Raw genomic sequence first — 23,469 nt, forward strand, 5'->3', positions numbered from 1 at the left:
AAACACATTGCATGTCAGAAGAATTATTTCATACAAAATACAAGAACCTGAACCCGGCGCAGAAGAAGGCGGTGGATACGATCGATGGGCCAGTAATGGTGATTGCGGGGCCGGGTACCGGCAAGACCACTATTTTGACGCTGCGTATCGCGAATATTTTGCGGCTCACAGATACGCCGGCGTCGGGGATTTTGGCTATTACCTTCACCGACGCCGGCGTGAAGGCGATGCGGCTCAAATTGCGCGAAGTGATCGGCACGCGCGCCGACGAGGTGCGCATCTACACCTTTCACGGGTTTGCCGCGGCAGTCATCGCAGAGTTCCAGGAGCATTTCGTACACATCGCCCGCGCGCAGCAGATGACCGATATCGAAGCACAAGAACTCGTGCGCGGTATTTTGAAAGATAAAAAATACAAGTTGATTCGTCCACTTGGCGAGCCGGACCACTACGTGGGTGGCATTTTGAAGGCGATCAGCGATGCGAAGCGTGAGGCACTGACACCGGAGATGGTGCGGGATTTTGCGCGAAGTGAAGCGGAGCGAATCGCGGCTGACCCCGACTCGCTTTCGACTCGTGGTGCAACCAAGGGCCAACTCAAAGCCGATGCTCGAAAGCAGATCGAGAAGGCGGAAAAAACCCTATTGCTCGCCGATGTGTACGAAGCGTACGAGGCGAAAAAGCGGGCTGCCGGAAATAGTGGTGCGGCAGCGGCGCGAAAGATCGACTTCGATGACCTCATCTTTGAGTTGCTCCAGGCGATCCGCACCGACGAACTGCTCCGATCGCTGATCCAGGAAAAATACTTGTATCTGTTGGTGGACGAGCATCAAGACACCAACGACTCGCAGAACGCGATCATCCGCGCCATTGCCGACTTTTTCGATTCGCCGAATCTCTTTGTGGTGGGCGATGAGAAGCAGGCGATCTATCGTTTCCAGGGCGCGTCGGTGCAAAATTTCCTGCAATTTCAAAATGCGTGGAAAAACATGCAGGTGATTTCGCTCGAGGAAAACTATCGTTCACACCAGCATATTTTGGACGCGAGCTTTTCCCTCATCGAAAACAACTATGCCGACGGGGAGCATCCGTTGCTGCGAGTGAAGTTGCGCGCCGGCGGTGAAGAAGCTGCGCGGCCGATCGAAGTAGTGACGGCAGGGAATTCGACGGCGGCCGACATGGCACTGGTGGAGAGGCTCAAGGAATTTGTCGCGATAAGCGCGAAAGACTGTGACGAAAAAACCGCAGCCATCATCGTGCGACGCAATCGTGATGTGGAGCGGTTGGCGACATTGTGCGAAGCGCATGGTGTGCATGCGGCATCGGAGCGCGGGATCAATATTTTCTTGCACCCGATCGGTGCGCTCTTTTTTGATCTGATTCATTTTTTGCATGACCCGTCGCAGACGGAGGCCTTGGCCGTGACTCTGGCTTCAGGCTTGTGGGGCATGGAATTTGCACGTGCATCTGAGATGATTCGCTTGGTGAAAAGCGGCAAGACGGCCGAAGTGCTTAGTGCGCTACCGCTCGTGGCGACCGTGCGGGAAGAAATGACCCAACGTGGCGGACTGGCGTTTTTGGTGTACGCGACAGGACAAAGCGGTCTGCTGCCGGTGATAGCAAAGAGTCCGGCCAATACAGAAGTGTGGCGGGGAATTGTTGCTTTGGCGACTGAGCTGGCAGCTCGCGATCGTGCCTATGCCGATGACCCACGCAGGCTCATCGAGGCGTTGCTTTCATATCGCGCCACTGCGGAGACGCGCAGCGTGAAGATCCTTTCCGGCACGCCCGATGCGCCGGTGCGCATCATGACCGCGCATGGTTCGAAGGGTTTGGAATATGATGAAGTATTTTTGCCGTATGCGGTGAATGAATCGTGGCTCACGCGTCTGCGCTCGGCGTCTTTCTTACTGCCAGGCCAAGTGAAAAACGAGGGCGACGAACTCCGCGATGCCCGCCGCCTTTTCTATGTGGCACTCACGCGCGCTCGCAAGCGTGTCACTATTATTACGCCGCTCGAAGATGGCTCCGGCAAGGCTTTCACGCCATTGGGTTTTGTAGAGGAGTTGGTGGATGGGCCAGAAAGCACAAACGTTTCTCGCACTGAGATCCCTGCGATTTCGGACGACGCTTTTGTGCTCGCAAAAACTCGCGGCAAAGAACGACGCAATGAAGAGCTTGCCGCATACGCAAAGACGATTTTGTTCGAAAAGGGTTTATCAGTGACCGCCCTCAACCACTTTTTGGAGTGTCCTCAGCAATTTTTGTACAAGAGCATCATCAAGGTGCCGGAGCCACCGTCGGCAAAGTCTGAAGGGGGGAGTGCGATGCATTTGGCGATGGATCGCGTGTGGCATTTGGTGCGGGCGAAAAATCGAGAAGAGGGCGATGGCGCGAGTGCCGTGTCCGGAGGAGTTTCGACCAAAAAAATCGAGGCTGAAATTCTCTTGGCGACCGGCGAGTATTTGGACCAGTCGCTCTTGCCGTCATTTGAAAAAGAGGCGATTCGTGAGGAGTTGAAAGAAACCGCGCCGGAAGTGGCGGTCGCACTGGCGCCACATTTTGCCTTGCGTGGCGAAGTGTTCACTGAGACGTGGTTTGAGGCGCAAGAGGCAGGTATCCGACTGCACGGAAAAATGGATGCTGTCATCGATATGAGTGGTTCTGCTGAGGGCGATGTCGTGCGCGTCTTCGACTACAAAACGAGCCAAGCGAAAAGTGAGGCGGCGATTAAGGGCGAGACGAAATCCGACAGTAGCGGCAACTATTTCCGCCAACTTGTCTTCTATTACATTCTCTTGTCGGCCCAGAGCAAGTACCATGGCAAACGGATCGAGCCAGCACTCGTGTTTATCAAACCCGACGATAAGGGTCGATGTCAGACGGTGACTTTGCCAATTGGTGTGGGCGATGTCGCGCGAGTGAAAGGAGAAATTGCGAAGCTTGTGGAATCGGTTCAATCCGGCGCTCTCGTGAATGCTCGATGTGAAAGTGAGGACTGCGAGTGGTGCCGATTGGCGAGGATGGTTAGATAATTGCTTCGATTAGCACCCGCATCATTTCTAGAGGTAGCGCGCCGCTGAAAGTAATTTTTGTGCCGTCGTCTGAAAAGCCCACGAGGTCAGCAGGGATGGTGCTGCCTGGAGACTGCTTCGCCACCGTTTTCACGATGTCGTTGAGCACCTGCTGTCGAGCCTTCTCGCTGAGTGGTTTTTTCAAGATGAGGATGTTGTACGGGGTGCCTTGGGCGCCGGCGATGAAGGCTTCGTCGTAGCTTTTGGAGATCGCCTCAGTATATTTACCAGAAGAGAGGCAGGAATTGAACTCTGCAACATTCAAGCCGACGCTTTTTGCCATGACAGGGAGCTGTGCCAGGTCGAGGGTATTGTTGGATTTTGTCTTTTGGTACAACACATCGATAAATTTCCAGAAGGCGTCGTTGCCACCTTGGTCAAAAGCACATTCGGTCGCCTCTGATTCTTTGCCGGCTTTCGAGTGGAGGGCGCGACCTTGCGCATCTGGTCTGTACAAAGGCAGATGTCGATACACCCAAGCGAGCTGATTTTTCGGTCCATATTCGCTGATCAAAGTGTGCATGGTGCCGTGGAAGACCTTGCAGAATGGACACTCGGTGTCGGAATATTCGACAAGGACAATGTCGGCATTGGTCTGGCCGATGATGTGGTCTGCGGCAGAGACGGCTGGCAGGGTGACGGTCGTCGTCTGGGCTTGGGTGCCGGCGGCAGGCGCGATGGCTGGCGAAACATATCGTGAGGCAATGATGCCGCCAGCGATGATGGCTCCAGCAATAATGATGGCTAATGGGACAGTGAGTGGGGTGTTGTTTGATTGCATGGCTGGGATTATACCATATGCCATGCTACGATATTCCCATGATACTTATTTTCATTGCAATCGGCGCTTTCGCCGCGACGTTTCTTGGCGGCTTGTTTGCCCTGCGCTTTCGGGACACGCTGCATTTGGTGCTCGGCTTCAGCGCGGGCGCGGTGATTGGTGTGGCTTTCTTCGATCTTCTGCCGGAGGCGCTGGAACTGGCAGCACCTTTTTCCGCATCGACCGTCACCACTGCAGTTGCCATAGGCTTCGTGCTGTATATGCTCCTCGACCGATTGATCGTGCCACATGTGCATGTTGAAGATGATCATTGTGCCAATGAAGAGCACGCGCCGGCAGCGAAAGTCGCCCGCGGCTGGCTGGGGGCAGGGAGTTTGTCTTTCCACAGCTTTCTTGACGGCATCGCGATCGGCCTCGCTTTCCAAGTGTCCGCAGCCGCGGGCTTGGTGGTCGCCATCGCCGTTCTCGTCCACGATTTCTCCGATGGTATCAACACTGTAGGTCTTATTTTGAAAAACGGCGGTACCAAAGCGCAAGCGTTCAAATGGTTGGCGCTCGACGCGTCCGCGCCGGTGCTCGGTATTATTGCTGCGAGCTTTTTCACCCTCGAAAGCTCGACACTCGGCCTCGTTCTCGCGCTCTTCTGCGGCTTCTTTTTGTATATCGGCGCCAGCGACCTTCTACCGGAAAGTCACCATGCACATCCGACCAAGTGGACAACCTTCATGAGCGTCCTCGGTATTGCTGTGTTGTATGGAGCCGTGACTCTTGCAGGGATCTAGAACGGCAACGTATGGGTCATACCACTCGCTTCGAGCGAGTTCCATTTTGAGGTGTCGATTTTGATGCCTTTCACCTCTTTGCCCTCGAGATATTTTACGCCACCGTTTTTGAGCATGTATTCGTAGAGCTCCTTGGTGATCTTCACGTCTTCGAGACAGTATTTGATCACCTTGTCCTTCTCCCCCTTGCGCCACCATTCTATAGCCTCGAGACCGTGGCCGATCTTCTTTTTGCCGAGCGATGCTTCCGCCAATGTGTCGAGCTTGATGCGGCGGCCGAGCGCGATCTTAACCTCGGCCATGAGGTCGAGGCTTTTTATTTTTCCGAGATCGCCGGAATAATATTTGTTGAGCAGGGGAATGTCGAAATGGTCGGAATTGAAGCCGATGAGCATGTCGGCTTTTTCGATGACCGGCCAGAGTTTTTTCAAATCCTCTTCGAGATATGCGGTGTAGGTATCAGTCTCGGAATCGTACACGCCGACGACGGAAATGTGGAGCGCGGTGGGGTCATTGCTGCCGACTTCCAGGAACGTATCTTTCGTTTCAATATCAAAAATAATTTTGCGCATGAGGGTAATTCTAACAGGGGAGTGAGGCGAGCGATAGAATTGACATAAGGCATCATATCGTGATATGATACTTTTTGATGAAATCGTTCTTTGACGATTGTCCTTGCTGCATTCGGTGGTTCAACAATTTCAAGCGGAAAATTCATTATGACGACTGAGTTCACGACGGAGGTAATGACCCCTGATCAAGAGAAGCTACTGGTCGATGTTTTGTTGGGCATCCACGGTGGCCGCGAATTGGAAACTTTCTTTTTTGGAGATGCCGCAAAGGTGGGCAGTAGTGAACCAAAAAAACTTCCACTGCTAGAGGCCTTCTTTGAAATGTTACAGGCGCAAGAAACCAGATTTGGTTGGAATGCGTCATCGCCTGTGCCTCTTGCGAGTCGTATCCTGTTCCATTCTGTCGCCAAACACTTTGACCGCATGCGGGATAAGAAGCGGTTGAGACTCTACGTTGCTACGGGCATTAGTCTCGATTGGCATCATCACATGGACGCAGTGTTTGCTTGCGGGCGTCGTTTCGTGGGGTTAGACATCACCACTGAGTGGCGAGTAGACAAGCTCGATCTGAAGGATGCAATAATCGCTCGGTGCCAATTGCCGATCGTATTGATCCCGAGAAATGAGATTGCCGTTGTCGGAGGCTTCAACGCATTTAGCGAAAGGATCGCTGAAAGGATGAAGCACGAACTCTCGTTGTCGCCACCATCACCGCCCCAGAAGTGCTGGTATACGGCAAGAAGCTTGGCTGGGGCTTCCTAGGAACCCAATCTTTCACCATGTACCCCCCCCTGCAGCCGGACCTAGCGTCCGGCTGCTTTTCATTTTGGCGCCTTGCTTTTCGGACATAAGAGAGTACGCTTATTCCCAGCGGTAAACCAACAAACGAAAGGGCATCAAATGGCGTGTCTGGATAGTTGTTTGACAAAAGAGGTCGTGGCTGAAATGGCAAGGATTCGGAGCGGGAGGAAATTCGAACAATTCCTCCTTGGAGACAAGGCGGTTGATTTGGGCGGTCCAATCCCGGACATTCCTTTTGAGCCGGCATGGCAAGAGGTGCTACGTGTGCAAGTGTCGCGCTTTGATTGGGATACCAAAAAACCGAAGACACTTGCTGGACAGGCGCTGTTTCAGGCGGTGGCTGCGGAGCTGCCAAACGAGGCTTGGCGCAACGCGTTGGAGCTGTATGTCGCCGTCGGCCTCGCTTTTGATCGCCGACATCACGCGGACTGTGCCTTCTTGGTGAATGGCATGAAACGTGTCGGTGTTGATCTCACCGTCGAGGAGTATCCATACAAACTCGCTAAAAAACGGCGCGCTGCGGAATCTTCGCCGATCCCAATGGTGATCCTCACTCGGGCGAAGATCACCAGAGAGACGGGTTTTGCCGAATACGGCAGGGAAATCGCCGCAAAGCTTCTCCACGGAACTTTCGCACATGAGCGCCTGCTTCGGCAGATTCGCGATCATGATTTCGAAACGGTTCGCCGATCCATGGCACGCCGCCGGCGGTGAGCTCAGCCCGTTTCGGTGCATAGGTGCAACAGCACCTTCAATTCAAGACTGGTCTCGCAAGGGGCTGGTTTTTTGTTGCCTCAAATTGCAAAACAAGATAGAAAAGAAAAAAGCGCGCCTCCGGTGAAGGTGGCGCGCTGTTTGGATACCCGGGGATATCCGACGGGTTTTCTCTCCCGTTCGCTGCCTGTTTTTTGGAACAGACAGCTTAGCCGGTGCTGTTGGTGTACTAGCTCCAGACGCTTTCATCTACTAGCGGGAACGCTTTCGATGAGCTCTTCTGGACGTTCATAAGTCCTTTCTGTCATCCCGAAAGTGGGGTGACGGGGGATTGCTTTGTTGGGAAGAACTGCACTGACCTGTATACTATAGCACCTATTACATAAAATGTCAATACCCTCAGCGGGTACTGACAAAATACGTTGAAAAACAAGGCTATTTTACCAACTTCGAAATCTCTTCGATCTTCACCGTCTTCTCCTCACCACTCTTCAGATTTTTGAGCTTGAACACGCCGGTCTTTATTTCCTCCTCGCCAATCACGATCACAAAAGGAATGTTTTGCTTGTCGGCATACTTGATCTGGTCACCAATTTTGCGGCCGGAATAGTCGACGGCCACGCTCACACCCGCCGCGCGGAGCTCCTGGGCGATCTCTTGCGCGCTGTCGTCGAGCGAGGCGGTGCCGGTGACGCCCATCACCGCCAAATACAAATCTGCACTTTTTGCGGCACCCGGGAGCAAGTTGCGAGATTCGAGAAGGTCGCGGAGCACGACATCGCCGGCACCAAAGCCGAAAGCAGCCACTTTTTCGGCGCCAAAAATATCAAGGAGGTCGTCGTAGCGACCGCCGCCGAAGACGGATCGGCGATTCTCTGGGCTGGTATCGAATACTTCAAATACGATGCCGGTGTAATAGTCGAAGCCGCGCATCAACGTCTGGCTGAAGCGGGCATTGGTGATACCGAGCAACTCGAGCTTTCCGAGCAGTGTTTGTATTTCGATGAAAGCCTCGTGTCCCTTGGCCGCGGCCCGCGCGCTTTCCGGCAGGTGCGAGATAAATTCGTCAAAATTCTGCGAATTGAGCAAGGCCAAAAACTTTTGAGTCTTCTCGTGATCGTGTTTGATTCCGATCAAAGCTTCAATCTTCGCAGCAAAATCGCTGGCCGGCATTTTCTCCTTGCGGTCGATGAGTTTGGAGACGGCGCGAGCGGTCTCCGCGTCGAGACCAAAGACGTCGCTGAGAATGTAGTTCATCACTTTGCGGCTGTTGATCAAAATTTCAAAATCAACATCCTTCAAGCCGAATTCGCGGAGCAGGGCAGAGGCGATCGAGATTACCTCGACTTCGGCTTGCACGGTTTTTACGCCAAAAATATCGACGTTGAGCTGCCAGTGTTCGCGGAGACGGCCCTTCTGTGGCTGTTCGTATCGAAAAAGATTGGGGATCGAATACCAACGGAGCGGGAAGCTGAGCACTTTGCGCTCGGCGGCGATCATGCGGGCCACGGTCGGAGTCATTTCAGGGCGGAGAGTGACCTCGCGTTCGCCGCGGTCGATGAAAGTGTAGGTCTGCTCGTTGACGATCTCCTCGCCGGACTTGGCTTTGTAGAGCTCGGCCGGTTCGAGGACAGATGCGCCGTATTCAGTGTAGCCGAAACGCTCCACTACGCGGCGCATGGTGCCGAAGATATGATTCTGCACCGCCATCTCGGCCGGATAGAAGTCGCGGACGCCCTTGTATGGGTCGGTGGACAGAGGTTTTTTCGGTGTAGACATAGTGAGGATATTGTAGCAAATCAGCCTTATTTTACGAAGTTTTCTGGAGCATTGACACATAGTACTATAAGGTGATATAATACATCTCGAACAGGGATTGCGGCATGTCGCCAAAATCTAGACTGTTCTTTGGAAATCAGAACAAAAAGGAAACACCGTGAAAGGTACACCCTTGTCGGATGCAAATGATGTCGCGCTCACAGTGCGCGCCATCGCTCTCGGTATGAAATTGGCACTCAATCTGCCGAAAGTGTTCACGCTCAGAGAGCTTGAGCATTACGAAGCCAATCTTGATGAGCTTCCCGGGATTCTCCGGAACGGCTCTCGCTTTACCGCGACAGCCACCCAAGAAGGTGCGACTCAGACAGAACCTCCCCCGCGTCCCTCCTTCGCCTTTGCTGACACGAACGCCCTCAAGGCGATCGAGGAAGCCGAGGACTTTGCCGAGAAACACTTCGGCCATCGCCCCGACTTGCGCAAGCAGTTCACGATGCCGAAGGTTTTGCCCTGGAAAATTGTGATCGCGGTCTATGATCCCGGCACTTTGACCCATCGCCAAGCAGTGGAGCAGGCCCTCAAGGCCCAGCCCAAGCTTAAGAGTGTGTATGAGGAGCGGGACCTGATGGACTACAAGGACGCGAAAGCTTCCGGCAAGCCCACTCTTCGCTTCGTTGAACGCTCGACGCAGCCGACACCGGACACGATGAATCTCACCGCAGACGAGATGGTGGCCACAGGGCGCGTCTTCCTCGATCTGCGCGGTTACATCATCGCCTTCGGCATGTATCACAAGGTGACCGGCCACTTCCTCGACCCGAAGACGTGGACCCGGTTCCCAACATCGAGGCTCCCCGACGGCGGGGTGGCGAGTGGCTACTGGTTTCCGGGCTACTCGAAGGTCCGCTTCGACTGGGACTACGCCGGCTATCGCGGCTCCGACATCGGTGGTCGCGAGGCAGTCAATTGTGCCCTTGCAACTCCTTGAGCCCCTTGTTTCCTTCGACTTCTCCTCTTCACCCCTCGGCTTGCTATGGCAGGTCGGGGGTTTTTCTATGCGACAATGTGACAAAAGCAGCTCGTTTACGCTATACTTTTTGCAGGCTGTTAAATTGGTCCGATATTTTCAATCTGTGAAAAATGTCTGACAACAATTTGCCTAACAATAGAAACTGCTTGCTCACGTTTATATTACGCATGCTCTGCCGCACGCATTCTCAACTCAGGAGTTTTTGCAAAAGGACTCCGGTGATACGGACGAATGTGGGCAATAAGGCTCCCCGACGGCAAGGTGGCGAATGGCAACTGGAATCCGGACAACTCGAAGGTCAACTTCAACTGGAACAACGCCGACAATCGCAACTCCAACATCGGTGGTCGCGAGGAAGTTTCTCACAACAAAGAGCCACTAGGCTCTTTTTGTGTCTGGCTCGGCAGTGCGCCTGTTTGGATCGCATATGTCAGCCAGCCGTTGGTCATTTTCGAAATCTCGATGAGTTGCTCGTAGAATCGAAAATACGTTTTCTCGGGGATGATTTGCAGTTCATGTTCAGTTCGGACAAGGTGTTTCAATATCTCGACTTGCAATCGCAGCTCCTCCAGCGCGCTTTGTTTTTCTTGCCGCGGCCGGAAAGCCGCTTCTACAGCGAGCGCAAGGCAGGCGAGAGACTGCTTTTCTATCTGTGCATGGATACCGAGTTTGTCTCGCTTCGATAATTTTTCTGCGCTACAATACAAGTCCTTATGCAACAGGCGAATAGCACGGATGATGGGCAAAGTGGTATCACTGGGAGCGGTTTTGGTAGTAGCGGGGGGGGGGTATTCATGGTTTTGATTTTCGTGATGTAATATTTGACGACATCGTATCGCTAAGAAGTCTTTTTTCGGCTTGGCGCCGGTTTTCAAAAGGGAAGCGGTCAAAGAAGGATGTTACCCTATTTGAGCTCCATTTGGAAGACAATCTCTTTTCTCTGCATCGTCGGCTGGTCTCGGGAGAGTGGCGTCCTGACCCGTATCAGGCTTTTTTGGTGCAGGATCCGAAGCTCCGACGAATCCATAAGGCGAGCGTCGGCGACAGGGTGCTGTATCAAGCTGTGTATCAGACGCTGTATCCGCTGTTCGACAAGCATTTTATCCATGATTCATACGCCTCTCGCGATCTGAAAGGTACGCATCGGGGTGTCGAGCGGTTTGGGGTGTTTGCGAAAAAAGTAAGTGCCAATCATTGCCATGCAGCTTTTGTGTTGAAGTGTGACGTGCGGAAATTTTTCGACTCCATTGATCACGACATTTTGTTGGAACTGCTGGGGCGGAAGCTTGGCGGCCGCGCGTCGGGCACTCCACACCTGCTCAGACTTCTCGAAAAGATCATCCGCTCTTTTGAGGCTTCACCTGGCAAAGGGCTGCCGCTCGGAAATGTCACGAGCCAGATTTTTGCGAATATCTACCTCAACAAACTCGATCAATTTGTGAAGCATTTCCTGCGCGCGCAATACTATATACGATACTGCGACGATTTTGTATTGCTATCGTCGTCGCGCGAGGAGCTCGAGGGTTGGACTCGGGAAATCGGCCAATTTTTGCAGGAGCATCTGAAACTTTCATTGCATCCGAACAAGGTCACGATACGCAAGCTGCTCCAGGGAACGGATTTTCTCGGGTATGTGAGCTTGCCGCGCTATCGCGTGTTGCGGACGAAAACCAGAAACAGGATGTTCAAAAAGATCGTTGGACTCGCGGCTGAGGTGAAGAGTGGAAAGATTTCTGAGGATCGTTTTTGCAATTCACTCGCTTCCTATCTCGGCATGTTGAGACATTGCAAAAGTAAGAAGGTGTTGGCGGAACTCGGCACGCTACTTGGTACCGCTGACCAACCCCGATGAACTAAAAAAGCTGGAACACAAGTTTCCAACTGTTTTTAGTTCTGGCGAGACTCCCGGTCCTCGCATGCGTGCCTCTCAGTGAAGAGAGCGCTGGGGAGAGATTTTCCAGTCTTCAGATGACCCTTCTTTACCCCTAAAGTATAAATAATCGGGGAGATTTTTGCAAGCTTAGAAAAGAAGATTGGCAAAAGAGAAATGCCGCGTCCTTTCAGGCGCGGCATTTGAATTTGTCGGGAGGTTTTTGAGTGACTCAGTTTGTGGCAATGATCAGCTCGCCGAGACCTTCTTGCAGGTAGTGATGAGGTAGAGCCCCGCAGCGATGAGGCCGCCACCAGCGCAGAATTTCCACAGCACCACCTTGTCCCATTCCTTGAAGATCGTGGCGCTGATGAGCACGGCGATGAAAGGGTTGGTGCCGACGATGAGGAAGATCGTGGAAGCCGTAGACTGCATGTCGGGGGCAAGTGCGCGGGTCCAGAGCAGCATCGCGATAGTCCAGATCGCGCCGACCATGACTCCAACGGAGCAGGCTTGCAGAGACGGCAGGGGCACGTCGCGGTGGTTCCACCAGTAGACGATGCCGATGATTAGGCCACCGAGCGAGCTACTGAAAATGGTGCTACTGGTGGTGAGGCCGAGGCGCTGGCCGATACCCATGAGGGGATTGGCGATGCCGTAGAGGACAGAGGCGATGAGGGAGAGCCAGAGGTAGGTTTTCATGTGCTATATTGGGTTGACGAACCGTTGTAGTCCGAGCAATTTTCTGAGCCAGCATCAACACTAAACATTTTTGGAGTTTTGTCAACAAAGTCGCAGAACGCACATGCCTTTCCTCATCAACAAAAAGCTCGGCGAAACGCCGCTCAAATGTCTCGAGCGTTTTTGCGCTGAAAGAGCTGCTGTGGGCAAGGTTGCTTTTGCCGATGCTCGCTCTATGCCATTTACCTACGCTGGCCGACTTGATCCAATGGCTGAAGGCCTGCTCGTGGTGCTCGCGGGCGAAGAGTGTAAACAGAAGGAAAAATATCTTGGTTTGGACAAAGTGTATGAGACAGAATTTTTGCTCGGAGTGGAGACGGATACGCATGATGTGTTGGGAATGGTGCAGGATTCCGCGCTGGCCGCAACCTCTCAACAGTCCTCGAACACTTCTTTAGAACAATTTGAGACGGTCTTGAGAACATTTTTAGGTAAACGCATACAGGTGTACCCGGCGTATTCTTCGAAGCCGCACAAGGGTCGGCCGTTGTTCGAGCTGGCGCGTGCTGGCGAGTTGCCAACTGAAGGTGAGATGCCGAGCAGGGAGGTCGAGATCTATCAGATCGAGGTGCTGGGTGAACGCATCGTGACAGCCGACGAGCTAGAGCAGCAGATCCTCGAAAGGATCGCGCTCGTGAAGGGCGATTTTCGGCAGCCGGAGATCGCAGTAAGGTGGCGGCAGTTTTTCCAGACGAATCATGATCGAAATTTTCAGGTGTTATCGCTCCGTATCCACTGTTCAAGCGGCACCTATATCCGCTCACTGGCGCAGGAAATAGGGAAACGTCTTGGCACTGGCGCCATCGCTTTTTCGATCAAACGCACGCAGGTGGGTGATTTTTTGCTATCGGCGTAGCCAGACCCGTTTCACCTCTCCAAAACCCTTGACGCCGCATCGTTTTTATCGTAAAACTTGACTTTCCGACTCGCCTGTGCTATACTTCTTTTGTTGTAGATTTCTCAGTGTTTTCAAGCGCAACGCGCATTTTGGAGCTTTTGGGAAGGTCGTCTACACGTATTAGATTTCATTCAAAAGTACCCAATGGCAAAGAAGTTGTACATCGGTGGTCTTTCGTACGGAACTACCCAGGACGGTCTCAAAGAGGCATTCTCTAAGGCTGGCATGGTGAGCTCTACTACGATCATCATCGACAAAATGACCGGAAAGAGCCGAGGTTTTGGATTCGTTGAAATGCCAAATGACGCGGAAGCGGATGCGGCGATCAACATGTTCCACGGCCAGCAGCTCGACGGTCGAACTCTCACCGTCAATGAGGCACGTCCGATGGCTCCTCGAACTGATCGCCCAATGCGATCATTCGGCGGCGGCGATCGACGAAGCTTCTAACAAGAGACAAAAAAGCTCCCGCAAGGGGGCTTTTTTGTTTGGCGCAAGTGTGGGATACTACTCCTGTTATCAGCGAATATCAGCAAAATAAAATCGATATGAATTTTATCTCAAAAGTCGCAGTGTGGTTTCGAAATGAGGACGCGGGCCTCCTCGTGCTCCGAGTGGCGGTGGCGATTCCGTTTATTGTTCACGGATATGCCAAGCTTGCCGATCATGGTATGTATGTGCAGGCATTTGCGAGCATGGGCATCTTTGCTCCAGCTTTCATGGCCTGGTTTGTTGGCTTGGTTGAGTTTGTTGGCGGCATTGTGGTCTTGCTCGGCATTTTCGTGCGAACAGCGGGGGTCCTCCTAACTGTGGTGATGGTGGTAGCAATTGCGACTGTCCACGCAAAGAGCGGATATTCAGCAATGACCGGTGGCTACGAGTACCAGCTCACTCTTTTGTTGACAGCGTTGGCGGTGGCTTTCACTGGCGCTGGCAAGTATGTTCCAGCTCCGTTGGCGAAGCTTGAAGCGAAGTGTTGTGCTGGTTGTGCTAGCACCTGCGGTTGTGACGAGACGAAGTAGCATACTTTTTTCTTGAGAAACAAAAAACCGCCCAGACAAGACGGGCGGTTTTTTGTTTGGGCACATCTTCATACAAAATTGAACAAAAATTGAGTATCTCTTTAACAAAAATTAGGCATTTCTTGAACCTTTCTTAGCAGTTTCTCTACCGATGCTTTGCTAGAGTATGGGTTCAGCGGGGGTGGTGAGGCAAAAAACAGTAGATGCGGATTTCTCATACTTTGTATGAATTTGTATGAGAAAGTATGAGAAATCCGCATCTACTAAAAAACATCGGCAGACACCCTCTCGGATGTTTTATTACTAATCTCAACCGCTACTTTTCGGCTGTCTAGTTCAAATACTATGAGAAAAAGAATCACACTATCCCTGTCGAATAATTTGCTAGAAAAGGTTCGTGTTGCCAAAGACGAGCGAGAAATTTCAACTACAATGAGCGCAATGTTCGAAAACATTATCGTTGTGTGGGACCACGCGCGGAAACTCAAAACTGTTGAAAAGAAAAAGACGAACAGAGCTTTTTCTGAGTCATTTGCTCGAGAAATGAAAGAACACCCCGAGTGGTATATCGGCGACGGGCCGGATGATCCAGGTCACGATGAAGACGAAGGAGTTGGATTTTGGCGTAACTATTATGCGAAACAAAAACCGCCGCCTCCTCGCGGTTTTTGACCGACACTACCCCTGCTTCTGCGACTTCAACCGATCGCCTTCTTTCAAGAAGCGCTTGCGGAGGCGGGTTTTGGTAGGGGTGATCTCGAGATAGTCGTCCTCGGCCATGATTTCCATGCCGCGTTCAATATTGAGTTTCAGGGGCGGCGTGAGCAACACCAAGCCGTCGGAACTCTTCTGTCGCATGTTGGTGAGCTGCTTGGCTTTCACAGGATTCACCGCCATGTCCTCACCCTTGGTGACATTACCCACGACCATACCCTCGTACAGCTCGTCGCCCGGTTCGATGTATAGCGAACCACGTTCCTGCAATTTTTCGAGAGAATAGGCGATCGCCTTGCCGTTTTCCATAGACACCATTGAGCCAAAAGAAGTGCGCTGCACTTCGCCGGCCCATGGTCGGAACTCCAAGAATCGGGAAGACATAATACCTTCGCCTCGAGTGTCCACCACAAACTGTCCGCGATAGCCAAGCAGACCTCGAGTCGGCATTTCGAAGACGATACGAGTCGTGCCATCGCCTTCCTTCATCTGTGTCATCATGCCACGTCGCTCCGAAAGTGTCTTAATGATCGCACCCGTCACTTCCGGCTTCACATCGATGATCACTTCCTCAAACGGCTCGAGCTTCTTGCCACCCTCTTCCTTCACAATGACCTGCGGCTGAGAGATCTGCACTTCGTAGCCTTCGCGTCGCATATTTTCAAGCAAAATAGAAATGTGAAGCTCGCCTCGGCCGTACACCTTGAAAAAGTCGTTGGCGGCGAAATCCACCTTGAGACCGACGTTCACTTCGAGCTCTTTTTCGAGTCGCTCACGGATCTGTCGGCTGGTGACAAATTTGCCTTCGCGGCCGGCGAAAGGTGAGTCGTTGACCAAAAAATTGAGGGAAATAGTCGGTTCGTCGATCTTGATGGTCGGCAACGGGGTGGCATCAGCCGCACCGCAGATGGTCTCGCCGATGTAGATCGAAGGAAGACCGGCGATCATCGCGATGTCGCCTGCGAATGCCTCTTGCACCTCCTTTCGAGCGGTACCTTCGAAGGTGAAAATCTTGGTGATCTTTCCAGTGACGGTTTCCGCCCCGTCCTTCTTAATGAACACCTGCTGCGCCATCTTCACGCTACCTTCCTGGATGCGGCCGATCGCCATACGTCCGAGAAAGTTGTCGTATGCGAGGTTAAACGCCTGCATGCGGAGTGGCTTGGCTTCGAGCGCGTCGTGAGTGGCCTGGTCGGTGCCGTTGGCTGAAGGGACAAGCTTCAAAATAGTATCCAAAAGCGGGGTGAGGTCGGCACTTTCGTCGGTGAGCTTCATTTTCGCGATACCCTGGCGGCCGATCGCGTAGACGGTGGTGAAATCGAGCTGCTGGTCGTTGGCGCCGAGCTCCATGAAGAGCTCGAGGATTTCTTCGTGCGCTTCTGCGGGTCGAGCGGCCGGCTTGTCGATCTTGTTGAGCACGACGATCGGCTTGAGTCCCAATTCGAGAGACTTCTTGAGTACGAAACGAGTCTGCGGCATTGGACCTTCCTGCGCGTCTACCACGAGCAGCACCGTGTCGATGGATCGCAACACACGCTCCACTTCGGAACCGAAGTCGGCGTGACCCGGGGTGTCCACGATGTTGATCTTGGTGTCCTTGTAGTAGAGGGAAGTGTTTTTCGCGTAAATAGTAATGCCGCGCTCTAGTTCGAGAGCGTTGGAGTCCATGCTGGCACCTTCTTCAGCCGCTCCATTTTGTTTCAATAGAGCGTCGGTGAGGGTGGTCTTACCATGGTCCACGTGGGCGATGATGGCGATGTTGCGAATTTCCATTTGATTAAAAAGGGCCCCAATAGGCTAGGCGGGGCCGGATGAGGCTTATTTTTAACAAAAAAGCTCGCTTTTGTCAAACTGGGCTGTGGAAGCCGTGGTCGGACGAGGCGAGCTGTCCCAATTATCCATTGGGGTATTTGGCGGAGGCGTGTGCTTTGGCGAGCCTGATCAGATCTCGCAGGCCCATCTGTGCGCCGTTGCTGGCGACTTTATGGATGGTTTCTGCCTTGTAGTGGCCATCCATGATGAAATCCCAGCCAGTTTTTCGGAAACAGAGGCAGAAGATTGGCGTGGGTGTCTGGGTGGTGCTGGGCTGTGTTGTTTCGTGCGTGGTGGGTGGTGTGGTCGTCGGTGCCAAAAGCCCAAAGAGAATGACTTCTCCCGGACCTTGGCCACGCGTCCGCTCCATCTCCACCACCTGATACGGGGTGTCGGTCGGAGTGCTCATGAGGTAAGGTCCTTTCCAAGAAACTCAAATAGACAAAGAGCTGTTGAGTTTCCTTCTATTATTACATAGAATGCCAAGCATATGGGAGAAGCACCGAAAAATCCTCCGGCGGAGCTAATGTTGGTCGACAAGCCAGCCGGTATCAGCTCTTTTGACGTGATTCGCCGATTGCAGAGAGAATCCGCCTACGCTGGCCGAAAAATGGGGCATGCCGGTACTCTCGATCCTTTGGCGACAGGGTTGATGATCATTGGTATTGATGGTGGGACGAAGCGTTTGGCGGAACTGCTCGGGCTGTCGAAAGTGTACGAAGCAGAATTCGTGGTCGGTATGCGGACCGATAGCGGAGATACGGACGGGCGGGTATTGGAGCAGTGGTCGACCGAGCAGGTGGCGACATTTGGTGCTGGCATTACGGCAGAGCATATCGAGGCGGTGTTGGTTGGGATGAAGGGCGCGCTGCACTTGCCGGTACCGATCTACTCGGCGATTAAGCGCGGTGGGAAAAAGTTGTACGAATTGGCTCGCGCGGGGCAGACGGCAGAAGAGATCAAGCCACCGATGAAAGAAATGACGGTCGAGTCCGTACGATTTTTGGGATGGGAAAATACCGCCAATGGTCCGCGAGTGCGAGTGGAGCTCGGTGTGTCTAGTGGTACCTATATCCGCTCACTAGGAGAGGAGTTTGGCCGGCGCATTGGCGCGCTGGTGACGATGAGTGCACTGCGGCGCACGAGTATTGGCGAATTTTCAGTGAGAGACGCGCGGAAAATCTAGTCGCGGAGTCCTTTTAGTTTGTGGGTCGGTCCGTATTCATTGGCCGAGTAGACAAAGAGAGCGAGAGCAACAAGAACAACATTTTTGATGATGTATTGGCCTTCGAGTGTTGGCGTGAGAAAGCCCTGCCAGGTCATCGCTGGAATAAAGAAGAGTGGCATCACGGTGGTGGCCATATGAATTACAAAAAGCCAGAAGGCGATTTTTTCGCAACGCGGAATCAAAAAGAGGAGGCCGATGAGCATTTCAAAGAGGGCAAACCAAATAATAAAATTATCAAAAGACCAGAACGGCATTGTGGCGTGGAGCAGACCGGCGACCAGCGGATTGGCGGGACTGAGGTCAAACAGCTTGAGGGCACCGAACCAGAAGTAGACGATAAAAAGTGCGAGTCGTCCGATAAGTGATGAGAGATGGATGTGTTTTGGATTCATTAAGCTAGTATAGCGCGCTCGCCGCTCGCGCGCTGTGGATTGCGAGAAGGTTTTGAGAATATTACGACCACAGACCGCCCCACCACTCAAAGGTGTGGTGCATCAAAAGTGCCATAGGGATATAGATCGGCGCGAGAAGGATGAAGATGACTTTATTCACAGAAAAGAATCATAGGGTAAAATCACCGCTTTGCCAAGGGAAATGTGGCCTAGACTGTGGACAAAATGCTATACTACCGAACATGGAAGCAAAGGATGGGGGACTTCATGTGGTGATCGCGACCGGCATTTTTCCGCCACAATCCGGCGGCCCGGCGACGTATTCGAAGTTGTTGGCCGATCGTCTGCCCGATTTCGGTCACACGGTAAAGGTAGTCAATTTTGGTTCGGTCTTGCATTGGCCGAAGGGTGTTCGACATGCGTTGTATTTCGCGAAGCTATTCACGGCCGCACTGCAGGCCGATGTTATCTATGCTCAGGACCCGGTTTCGGTTGGGTTGCCGGCTAAATGGGTGGCACACCTGCTTCGAAAACCGTTTTTACTCAAAATCGTCGGCGACTACGCGTGGGAGCAAGGCAGCCAGCGGTATGGTGTAACTGATACGCTCGATCATTTCTCGCTCGGTTCGGATTATCCGCTTGCTGTCCGCAAGCTCAAGCAGATTCAATTGGGAGTTGCGCTTGCCGCCGACAAAATCATCGTGCCAAGCGAATATTTGAAACGCATCGTCTCTGCGTGGGGTGTGCCGGCAGAAAAAATCACCGTGATTTACAATGGTTTCGAATTGTCGAGTGTGGCAAAGGTTCCGGCGAAGCAACTAAATCTCGGCGCTCACTCTGTAGTGAGTGTTGGCCGCCTCGTGCCATGGAAAGGGTTTGATACGCTGATCGAGGCTGTCGCCAATCTCGCAGGACACATTACGACATCCGGGCAGAAGTCGTATTCGGACCTGCGTCTCTACATTCTCGGCGATGGTCCGGACCGTGCGACATTGGCACAAAGGGCGTCGGAGCTGAAAGCACCCGTCACGTTTTTGGGCAAGGTGGATCACGGGACGGTTTTGCAATATCTCGCTTCAGCAAACGTCTTCGCTCTCAACACGGCCTATGAAGGTTTCTCGCATTTGTTACTTGAGGCGATGGCGATGGGTGTACCGATCATTACGACTCCAGTCGGGGGTAATGTTGAGCTTATCGCCGATGGCAAGAATGGATTGTTTGTGCCACAAGGCGATGTGCGCTCACTCGCGGATACGATTGAGAGAGTTTTGAAGGATGACCATCTCGCTCGACAGCTTTCAACGGCCGGGAAGTCGCGGGTAGCGGAATTTAGTGACGAGAAGATGCTGAGGGAGTTGCAGATCGTGCTCAGTTCACTCAAGGCTTCGAACTCGAAGTAGCTGAATTGTTGGAAAAAAAGAACCGACTCATCCCCTCACTTGTATGCAAGTGTTGTCGTGGGGTTGAGTCGGTTTTGCCTACCACTCGGTTTCCGAAAAGTAGGCCCGGCCAGCTTTGTAAGTAAGGATGAACTTCCTTCGAACGGCAGGGAACTTGATCGTGAATACTTCGGCCGTCAGTTTCTTGAAGACATCTTCCGGCATGGAGATGCCATTTTTCCCGCCGGTGTGAATCAGCTCAGTCAGCTGAGCTTGGGCGAAGGCCGAAATCTTTCCTTGCCGTTTCAATTCTGCCAACTCCACGGCCCAGTTTCCTTCCGTCAGTTCGGGGGTCATGAGACTCCTTTAGGTTGAGGGTTGTCTGCCGCAGGTAAGAGTATTCCTATGATGACAAAGTGTCAATAAAGAGAGGTTTTCTCGACGAGAAATGGAGTTATCCACAGCGAGGGCTTTGACAGGTGAACGGATGTTCACCTATACTATATCCATACCAACGAAGAGACTTTATCAAACATATCAATATCCAAACACACCCCCATGACCACCAACAAACAAGCGCAAAAGATGATCCGCTCAGAGATCGGCCTCCTCAACGCTATTATCGACCAGAAGATTGTCTACGGTCGATCCTACCGCCGAGAATCGCTCCGTCACCGCCAGCTGCTCGCTCAGCTCACTCGCCTTGAACGTACGCAGCTCGCGGGGTCTCAATGGGGCTGGCTCTCCCGATCGATGCGAACGGTTACCAGTTTTGTACTATAATTGGGTATTGCAATTGCGACTACCATGTATCCGCAGTACAAACAAAAGATCATCGCCTTCTACGAACGCCACAAGCGCATGCCGGCCTATGCCGAGATCATGGCACTTGTCGGTTTCAAATCGAAGAACGCGGTGTATAAATTGGTGAATCGTCTGGTGGAGGAGGGGATCGTGCAGAAGGATGCTACCGGCCGCCTCGTGCCGAACAGTCTCTTCAGTGAGGTGCCGTTTCTTGGATTGGTGGAGGCTGGTATTCCAACCAACGCAGACACGCTTTCAGATACCATGAGTCTCGATGATTATCTGGTCGGTGAACGCAGCAAGACCTTTGTTTTGGAAGTGAAAGGCGATTCAATGATCGAAGAGGGGATTAAAGAGGGCGATCTAGTAATCGTCGAGCGACGTGGTGAGCCGAAGGATGGTGATATTGTGATCGCCGAGATCGATGGTGGTTGGACGATGAAATATTTTCGCAAGCGCGGTGGTAAAACATATCTTGAGCCAGCCAATCGCACCATGAAGGCGATGTATCCAGAATACGACCTCAAGGTGGCTGCTATTGTGCGCGGAGTGGTGCGAAAGTACTAAAATACTACAGAACGAAACCAGGCAGGCGTGAACTATACGGGATGCTTTTTGAGGCGTATAATCATCCCATTATGCAAGACACAAACAAAAACGCTATCTGGATTTTCGTCGTTATTATCGTTGTTCTTGGCCTTATCTGGGCAACCAGCTCAAAGTCAAAGAGCGACACTTCAATGGAGACCGCGTCTACCACCCCTATAGTGAGTGATGAAAATGTCATTGATATGACAGATTCAGACGTAGTCACGACTCCTGGTGCTGTGGACTCAACAGTGAACACCCCAACCCTTCCTGCGGCAGGCGTGGGTCCAAAGAACTAGTTTCGAACTGTAATAGAGGAGTACGGCATTCGGCTTCAGTGGTGTGCAAGATACGAACACCATTTCTGTCTCCTCTGTGCAACTGATCCCATACACATTGTTTGGTTTGTTTCTCGTATCTAGCATTCTTTGGACACCTTTCTTCATGAGTTTTTTCGAGACAGCCCCTCGAGCTGCCGCTTATTCTGATGTGTCTATCGGAATTCCCGTTCAAATCAAAATACCAAGTATACATGTTGATGCTCCCATCGAAGCTGTCGGCCTCACTTCTGGAAGTGCACTGGGCATTCCAAAAGATTCAGCGAATGTCGCTTGGCACAAACTCGGTCCTCGCCCAGGAGAAAAGGGAAGTGCAGTCATCACCGGACATTTTGGCTGGAATAATAATCTGCCGGCAGTGTTTGATAACCTGTCTCTCATGCAAAAAGGTGACCTCATTTCTACCGAAGACGGAAATGGTCGAATGACGGAGTTTGTTGTGCGCTCAATTCGAATCTATGGCTCGGACGAGACTATCCCCGAGGTGTTTGTCTCAGATGACGGAAAAGCGCACCTCAATCTCATCACTTGTACAGGAGTTTGGGATGTCTTGAAGCAGACATATTCTCAGCGACTTGTTGTGTTTGCCGAACGAAAAATCTAGGCGCCGCTATGGAGGATTTTCATCTTTTCGATTCCGCGATGCACCTGCACGGCCATGGCATTTCTCGATTGTCCGGTGAGAGTCGCCATTTCTTCGAGTGACAAATCTTGCACAAAGCGCATGCGCATGATTTTCTGGTATTTCACCGGCAAAAGCTGGATCAAGGCGATCGCTCGCTTGCCGTCCAATGTGTTGATGAGACGCTCAGAGTCGGGTGCTGCGGGCTCAAAACCTTTTTCGAGAAGATCGTCGAGTGACGAGGCTTTATTTTTTCGATACTGGTCGATAATGAGGTGGTTGAGAACGTGATAGAGGAAAGACTTCATGACATCGATCTTGCCCCCCTTGGCGAGATACTTCCATGTTTTCAAAAATGTGTCCTGTACTAGGTCTGCTCCGATCTCACGGTCGTGGACTTTAAAGTATGCATGCGAATTAAGGCCTTTCTCAAAGTCGTGGTGGTGCCAGATGCACTTCGTAACGCGCCAGGTGTTCAGCAAAACGCGAGTGAGCCTGTCACCGTCAGTTACACACTCGATACTCAAGGGAAATTGATCGCGACTCCAATATTGCCAAGCACAACCGCAGATTGGAAAACGTACAGAAATGAGAAGTATGGCTTTGAGCTAAAGATCCCTTCTTTTTTCGGAGAATTTGCAGATCGGACCGCACAAGGTGCACTGTACAGTGCACGAGTCTCGGGAGTCATGTTGCCTGAAGAAAGTGGCCACGCTCTAAGTGTAACTATCGGTGTCTATAATCTCGATAAATACTCTTTTGCATCGGGTGATAAAAAAGTGTATGCGTATGATATCAGTTCAAATAAATGCGTTACTTATACCAAAGGGACTGAGGCAAACCTGGTGAATAAGGATTCGATCAAAATAAATGGTACGGAATGGTGTTATGTTGAAAATAAAACATATCCAGATGTTGGTTCCTATGGTTACTTCTTTGTAAATGAAACTGCGGACTTGGTCATCGAAGTTCTGTACACATATGAAATGAATCCAGTATCAGATCCGAGACCAGCGAAGCCAAAGGTTGATTTAAAGGACATTGTTTCTACCTTTAAATTGAGCCATCCTTCCACTAAAACGACGACTGAAATGAGTGTGAATATTATGGTTCCCAGGGATATGGATGCGTATGAAAAGGCGATGAATGAGTATATCTTCGACGGCAAGCCCAATCCCTCAGGTTCGTGGCCCTTTGTTAAAAAGCAGGTCACTGTCACTGTTCCAAAGGATACAGATATAATGAAGGCGAGTGTACAGGCTGTTGCCGAGGTAATAGATACACAGGGAGGTTTTCAAGGGTCGCGAGTTGTTTACTTTAAATTGGTGAATGGTACAGCATACATATTACTTGGAATGGACCTCGATGGATGGGCCGGCGTATCTGTGAGTCTTGCGAAAATTAAACCGTTGGTAGAAAAGACCTTGCTCCAGTTTCCAGGAATCACTTCTGTAACATTCAGCCCAGCGCCAGGTGATACCATGGATTCGATTTCACATTCACTCCTCGATTGATCAACGGTGAACATGTG

The 23,469-nt window shown here is 51.9% G+C and carries 28 protein-coding genes; 19 read left to right on the forward strand and 9 right to left on the reverse strand.

Features of this window, described 5'->3' with window-relative positions; genetic code table 11:
- Positions 1-11: 11 nt before the first annotated feature.
- Positions 12-3,035, forward strand: coding sequence for an ATP-dependent DNA helicase (locus tag AAB391_00205; protein ID MEK7644733.1), 3,024 nt, complete (start codon positions 12-14; stop codon positions 3,033-3,035).
- On the opposite strand, the gene AAB391_00210 is transcribed toward AAB391_00205, so the two are convergent.
- Positions 3,028-3,855 (reverse strand): thioredoxin domain-containing protein, encoded by an 828-nt coding sequence (locus AAB391_00210; GenBank protein ID MEK7644734.1) that lies wholly within the window; start codon positions 3,853-3,855, stop codon positions 3,028-3,030. The two genes, AAB391_00205 and AAB391_00210, sit on opposite strands and share 8 nt — an antisense overlap.
- A 38-nt stretch (positions 3,856-3,893) precedes the next feature.
- Here AAB391_00210 and AAB391_00215 point away from each other — a divergent pair, with 38 nt between their 5' ends.
- A complete protein-coding gene (locus AAB391_00215; GenBank protein MEK7644735.1) occupies positions 3,894-4,637 on the forward strand; it encodes a ZIP family metal transporter in 744 nt (247 codons plus the stop codon).
- On the opposite strand, the gene AAB391_00220 is transcribed toward AAB391_00215, so the two are convergent.
- Positions 4,634-5,209, reverse strand: coding sequence for a ribonuclease H-like domain-containing protein (locus tag AAB391_00220; protein MEK7644736.1), 576 nt, complete (start codon positions 5,207-5,209; stop codon positions 4,634-4,636). The genes AAB391_00215 and AAB391_00220 overlap by 4 nt on opposite strands.
- 147 nt (positions 5,210-5,356) lie before the next feature.
- Here AAB391_00220 and AAB391_00225 point away from each other — a divergent pair, with 147 nt between their 5' ends.
- Together AAB391_00225 and AAB391_00230 are read left to right on the forward strand one after the other, a co-directional pair.
- Positions 5,357-5,971 carry a hypothetical protein gene (locus AAB391_00225; GenBank protein ID MEK7644737.1) on the forward strand — a complete coding sequence of 205 codons (615 nt, stop codon included), beginning with the start codon at positions 5,357-5,359 and terminating at the stop codon, positions 5,969-5,971.
- Positions 5,972-6,154: 183 nt separating this feature from the next.
- Positions 6,155-6,724 carry a hypothetical protein gene (locus AAB391_00230; protein ID MEK7644738.1) on the forward strand — a complete coding sequence of 190 codons (570 nt, stop codon included), beginning with the start codon at positions 6,155-6,157 and terminating at the stop codon, positions 6,722-6,724.
- Positions 6,725-7,159: 435 nt separating this feature from the next.
- On the opposite strand, the gene hisS is transcribed toward AAB391_00230, so the two are convergent.
- Positions 7,160-8,503, reverse strand: a complete 1,344-nt coding sequence (hisS, locus tag AAB391_00235; GenBank protein ID MEK7644739.1) for a histidine--tRNA ligase — start codon at positions 8,501-8,503, stop codon at positions 7,160-7,162.
- 157 nt (positions 8,504-8,660) lie between these two features.
- Here hisS and AAB391_00240 point away from each other — a divergent pair, with 157 nt between their 5' ends.
- The 4 genes from AAB391_00240 to AAB391_00255 all read left to right on the forward strand — a co-directional run bounded on the left by AAB391_00240 (position 8,661) and on the right by AAB391_00255 (position 11,382).
- Positions 8,661-9,488 (forward strand): hypothetical protein, encoded by an 828-nt coding sequence (locus tag AAB391_00240; protein ID MEK7644740.1) that lies wholly within the window; start codon positions 8,661-8,663, stop codon positions 9,486-9,488.
- 273 nt (positions 9,489-9,761) lie between these two features.
- Positions 9,762-10,007: a hypothetical protein gene (locus AAB391_00245; protein MEK7644741.1), complete on the forward strand. Its 246-nt coding sequence runs from the start codon at positions 9,762-9,764 to the stop codon at positions 10,005-10,007.
- Between the two features lie 38 nt (positions 10,008-10,045).
- Positions 10,046-10,216 carry a hypothetical protein gene (locus AAB391_00250; protein ID MEK7644742.1) on the forward strand — a complete coding sequence of 57 codons (171 nt, stop codon included), beginning with the start codon at positions 10,046-10,048 and terminating at the stop codon, positions 10,214-10,216.
- A 233-nt stretch (positions 10,217-10,449) separates the two neighbouring features.
- Positions 10,450-11,382, forward strand: coding sequence for a reverse transcriptase domain-containing protein (locus AAB391_00255; protein ID MEK7644743.1), 933 nt, complete (start codon positions 10,450-10,452; stop codon positions 11,380-11,382).
- A 267-nt stretch (positions 11,383-11,649) separates the two neighbouring features.
- Here AAB391_00255 and AAB391_00260 read toward each other — a convergent pair whose 3' ends face one another.
- Entirely contained in the window at positions 11,650-12,102 is a 453-nt protein-coding gene (locus AAB391_00260) for a hypothetical protein (GenBank protein ID MEK7644744.1), read from the reverse strand.
- A gap of 103 nt (positions 12,103-12,205) precedes the next feature.
- On the opposite strand from AAB391_00260, the gene AAB391_00265 reads away from it, so the two are divergent.
- The 4 genes from AAB391_00265 (at position 12,206) to AAB391_00280 (ending at position 14,733) form a co-directional block, all read left to right on the forward strand.
- On the forward strand, positions 12,206-12,997 hold the full coding sequence (locus tag AAB391_00265) for a hypothetical protein (GenBank protein MEK7644745.1): 792 nt from the start codon (positions 12,206-12,208) through the stop codon (positions 12,995-12,997).
- Positions 12,998-13,183: 186 nt separating this feature from the next.
- Positions 13,184-13,489, forward strand: coding sequence for an RNA-binding protein (locus AAB391_00270; GenBank protein MEK7644746.1), 306 nt, complete (start codon positions 13,184-13,186; stop codon positions 13,487-13,489).
- A gap of 98 nt (positions 13,490-13,587) precedes the next feature.
- Positions 13,588-14,061: a DoxX family protein gene (locus AAB391_00275; GenBank protein ID MEK7644747.1), complete on the forward strand. Its 474-nt coding sequence runs from the start codon at positions 13,588-13,590 to the stop codon at positions 14,059-14,061.
- 441 nt (positions 14,062-14,502) lie between these two features.
- A complete protein-coding gene (locus AAB391_00280; GenBank protein MEK7644748.1) occupies positions 14,503-14,733 on the forward strand; it encodes a hypothetical protein in 231 nt (76 codons plus the stop codon).
- Between the two features lie 6 nt (positions 14,734-14,739).
- Here AAB391_00280 and typA read toward each other — a convergent pair whose 3' ends face one another.
- The gene (typA, locus tag AAB391_00285; GenBank protein MEK7644749.1) at positions 14,740-16,548 is read right to left on the reverse strand and encodes a translational GTPase TypA; all 1,809 of its coding nucleotides are present in this window, start codon (positions 16,546-16,548) and stop codon (positions 14,740-14,742) included.
- Positions 16,549-16,669: 121 nt separating this feature from the next.
- A complete protein-coding gene (locus AAB391_00290) occupies positions 16,670-16,996 on the reverse strand; it encodes a hypothetical protein (protein ID MEK7644750.1) in 327 nt (108 codons plus the stop codon).
- A gap of 81 nt (positions 16,997-17,077) precedes the next feature.
- Here AAB391_00290 and truB point away from each other — a divergent pair, with 81 nt between their 5' ends.
- Positions 17,078-17,773, forward strand: coding sequence for a tRNA pseudouridine(55) synthase TruB (truB, locus tag AAB391_00295; protein MEK7644751.1), 696 nt, complete (start codon positions 17,078-17,080; stop codon positions 17,771-17,773).
- On the opposite strand, the gene AAB391_00300 is transcribed toward truB, so the two are convergent.
- Positions 17,770-18,207 carry a hypothetical protein gene (locus AAB391_00300; protein MEK7644752.1) on the reverse strand — a complete coding sequence of 146 codons (438 nt, stop codon included), beginning with the start codon at positions 18,205-18,207 and terminating at the stop codon, positions 17,770-17,772. The genes truB and AAB391_00300 overlap by 4 nt on opposite strands.
- Before the next feature lie 242 nt (positions 18,208-18,449).
- On the opposite strand from AAB391_00300, the gene AAB391_00305 reads away from it, so the two are divergent.
- Complete coding sequence (locus AAB391_00305) at positions 18,450-19,607, forward strand: glycosyltransferase family 4 protein (GenBank protein ID MEK7644753.1); 1,158 nt, start codon at positions 18,450-18,452, stop codon at positions 19,605-19,607.
- A 78-nt stretch (positions 19,608-19,685) separates the two neighbouring features.
- On the opposite strand, the gene AAB391_00310 is transcribed toward AAB391_00305, so the two are convergent.
- Complete coding sequence (locus tag AAB391_00310; GenBank protein ID MEK7644754.1) at positions 19,686-19,943, reverse strand: hypothetical protein; 258 nt, start codon at positions 19,941-19,943, stop codon at positions 19,686-19,688.
- 201 nt (positions 19,944-20,144) lie between these two features.
- On the opposite strand from AAB391_00310, the gene AAB391_00315 reads away from it, so the two are divergent.
- The 4 genes from AAB391_00315 to AAB391_00330 all read left to right on the forward strand — a co-directional run bounded on the left by AAB391_00315 (position 20,145) and on the right by AAB391_00330 (position 21,920).
- Positions 20,145-20,369 carry a hypothetical protein gene (locus AAB391_00315; GenBank protein MEK7644755.1) on the forward strand — a complete coding sequence of 75 codons (225 nt, stop codon included), beginning with the start codon at positions 20,145-20,147 and terminating at the stop codon, positions 20,367-20,369.
- Positions 20,370-20,393: 24 nt separating this feature from the next.
- The gene (gene lexA, locus AAB391_00320; GenBank protein ID MEK7644756.1) at positions 20,394-20,957 is read left to right on the forward strand and encodes a transcriptional repressor LexA; all 564 of its coding nucleotides are present in this window, start codon (positions 20,394-20,396) and stop codon (positions 20,955-20,957) included.
- Between the two features lie 71 nt (positions 20,958-21,028).
- Positions 21,029-21,277 carry a hypothetical protein gene (locus AAB391_00325; protein MEK7644757.1) on the forward strand — a complete coding sequence of 83 codons (249 nt, stop codon included), beginning with the start codon at positions 21,029-21,031 and terminating at the stop codon, positions 21,275-21,277.
- Between the two features lie 145 nt (positions 21,278-21,422).
- A complete protein-coding gene (locus AAB391_00330; GenBank protein ID MEK7644758.1) occupies positions 21,423-21,920 on the forward strand; it encodes a class F sortase in 498 nt (165 codons plus the stop codon).
- Here the strand turns inward: AAB391_00330 and AAB391_00335 are convergent.
- Positions 21,917-22,465, reverse strand: a complete 549-nt coding sequence (locus AAB391_00335; GenBank protein ID MEK7644759.1) for a sigma-70 family RNA polymerase sigma factor — start codon at positions 22,463-22,465, stop codon at positions 21,917-21,919. The genes AAB391_00330 and AAB391_00335 overlap by 4 nt on opposite strands.
- Here AAB391_00335 and AAB391_00340 point away from each other — a divergent pair.
- A complete protein-coding gene (locus AAB391_00340; GenBank protein ID MEK7644760.1) occupies positions 22,349-23,452 on the forward strand; it encodes a hypothetical protein in 1,104 nt (367 codons plus the stop codon). The genes AAB391_00335 and AAB391_00340 overlap by 117 nt on opposite strands.
- Positions 23,453-23,469: the final 17 nt, after the last annotated feature.

The organism is Patescibacteria group bacterium, from assembly GCA_038065315.1.
Classification (GTDB): Bacteria; Patescibacteriota; Minisyncoccia; order Phycocordibacterales; family JBBTRF01; genus JBBTRF01.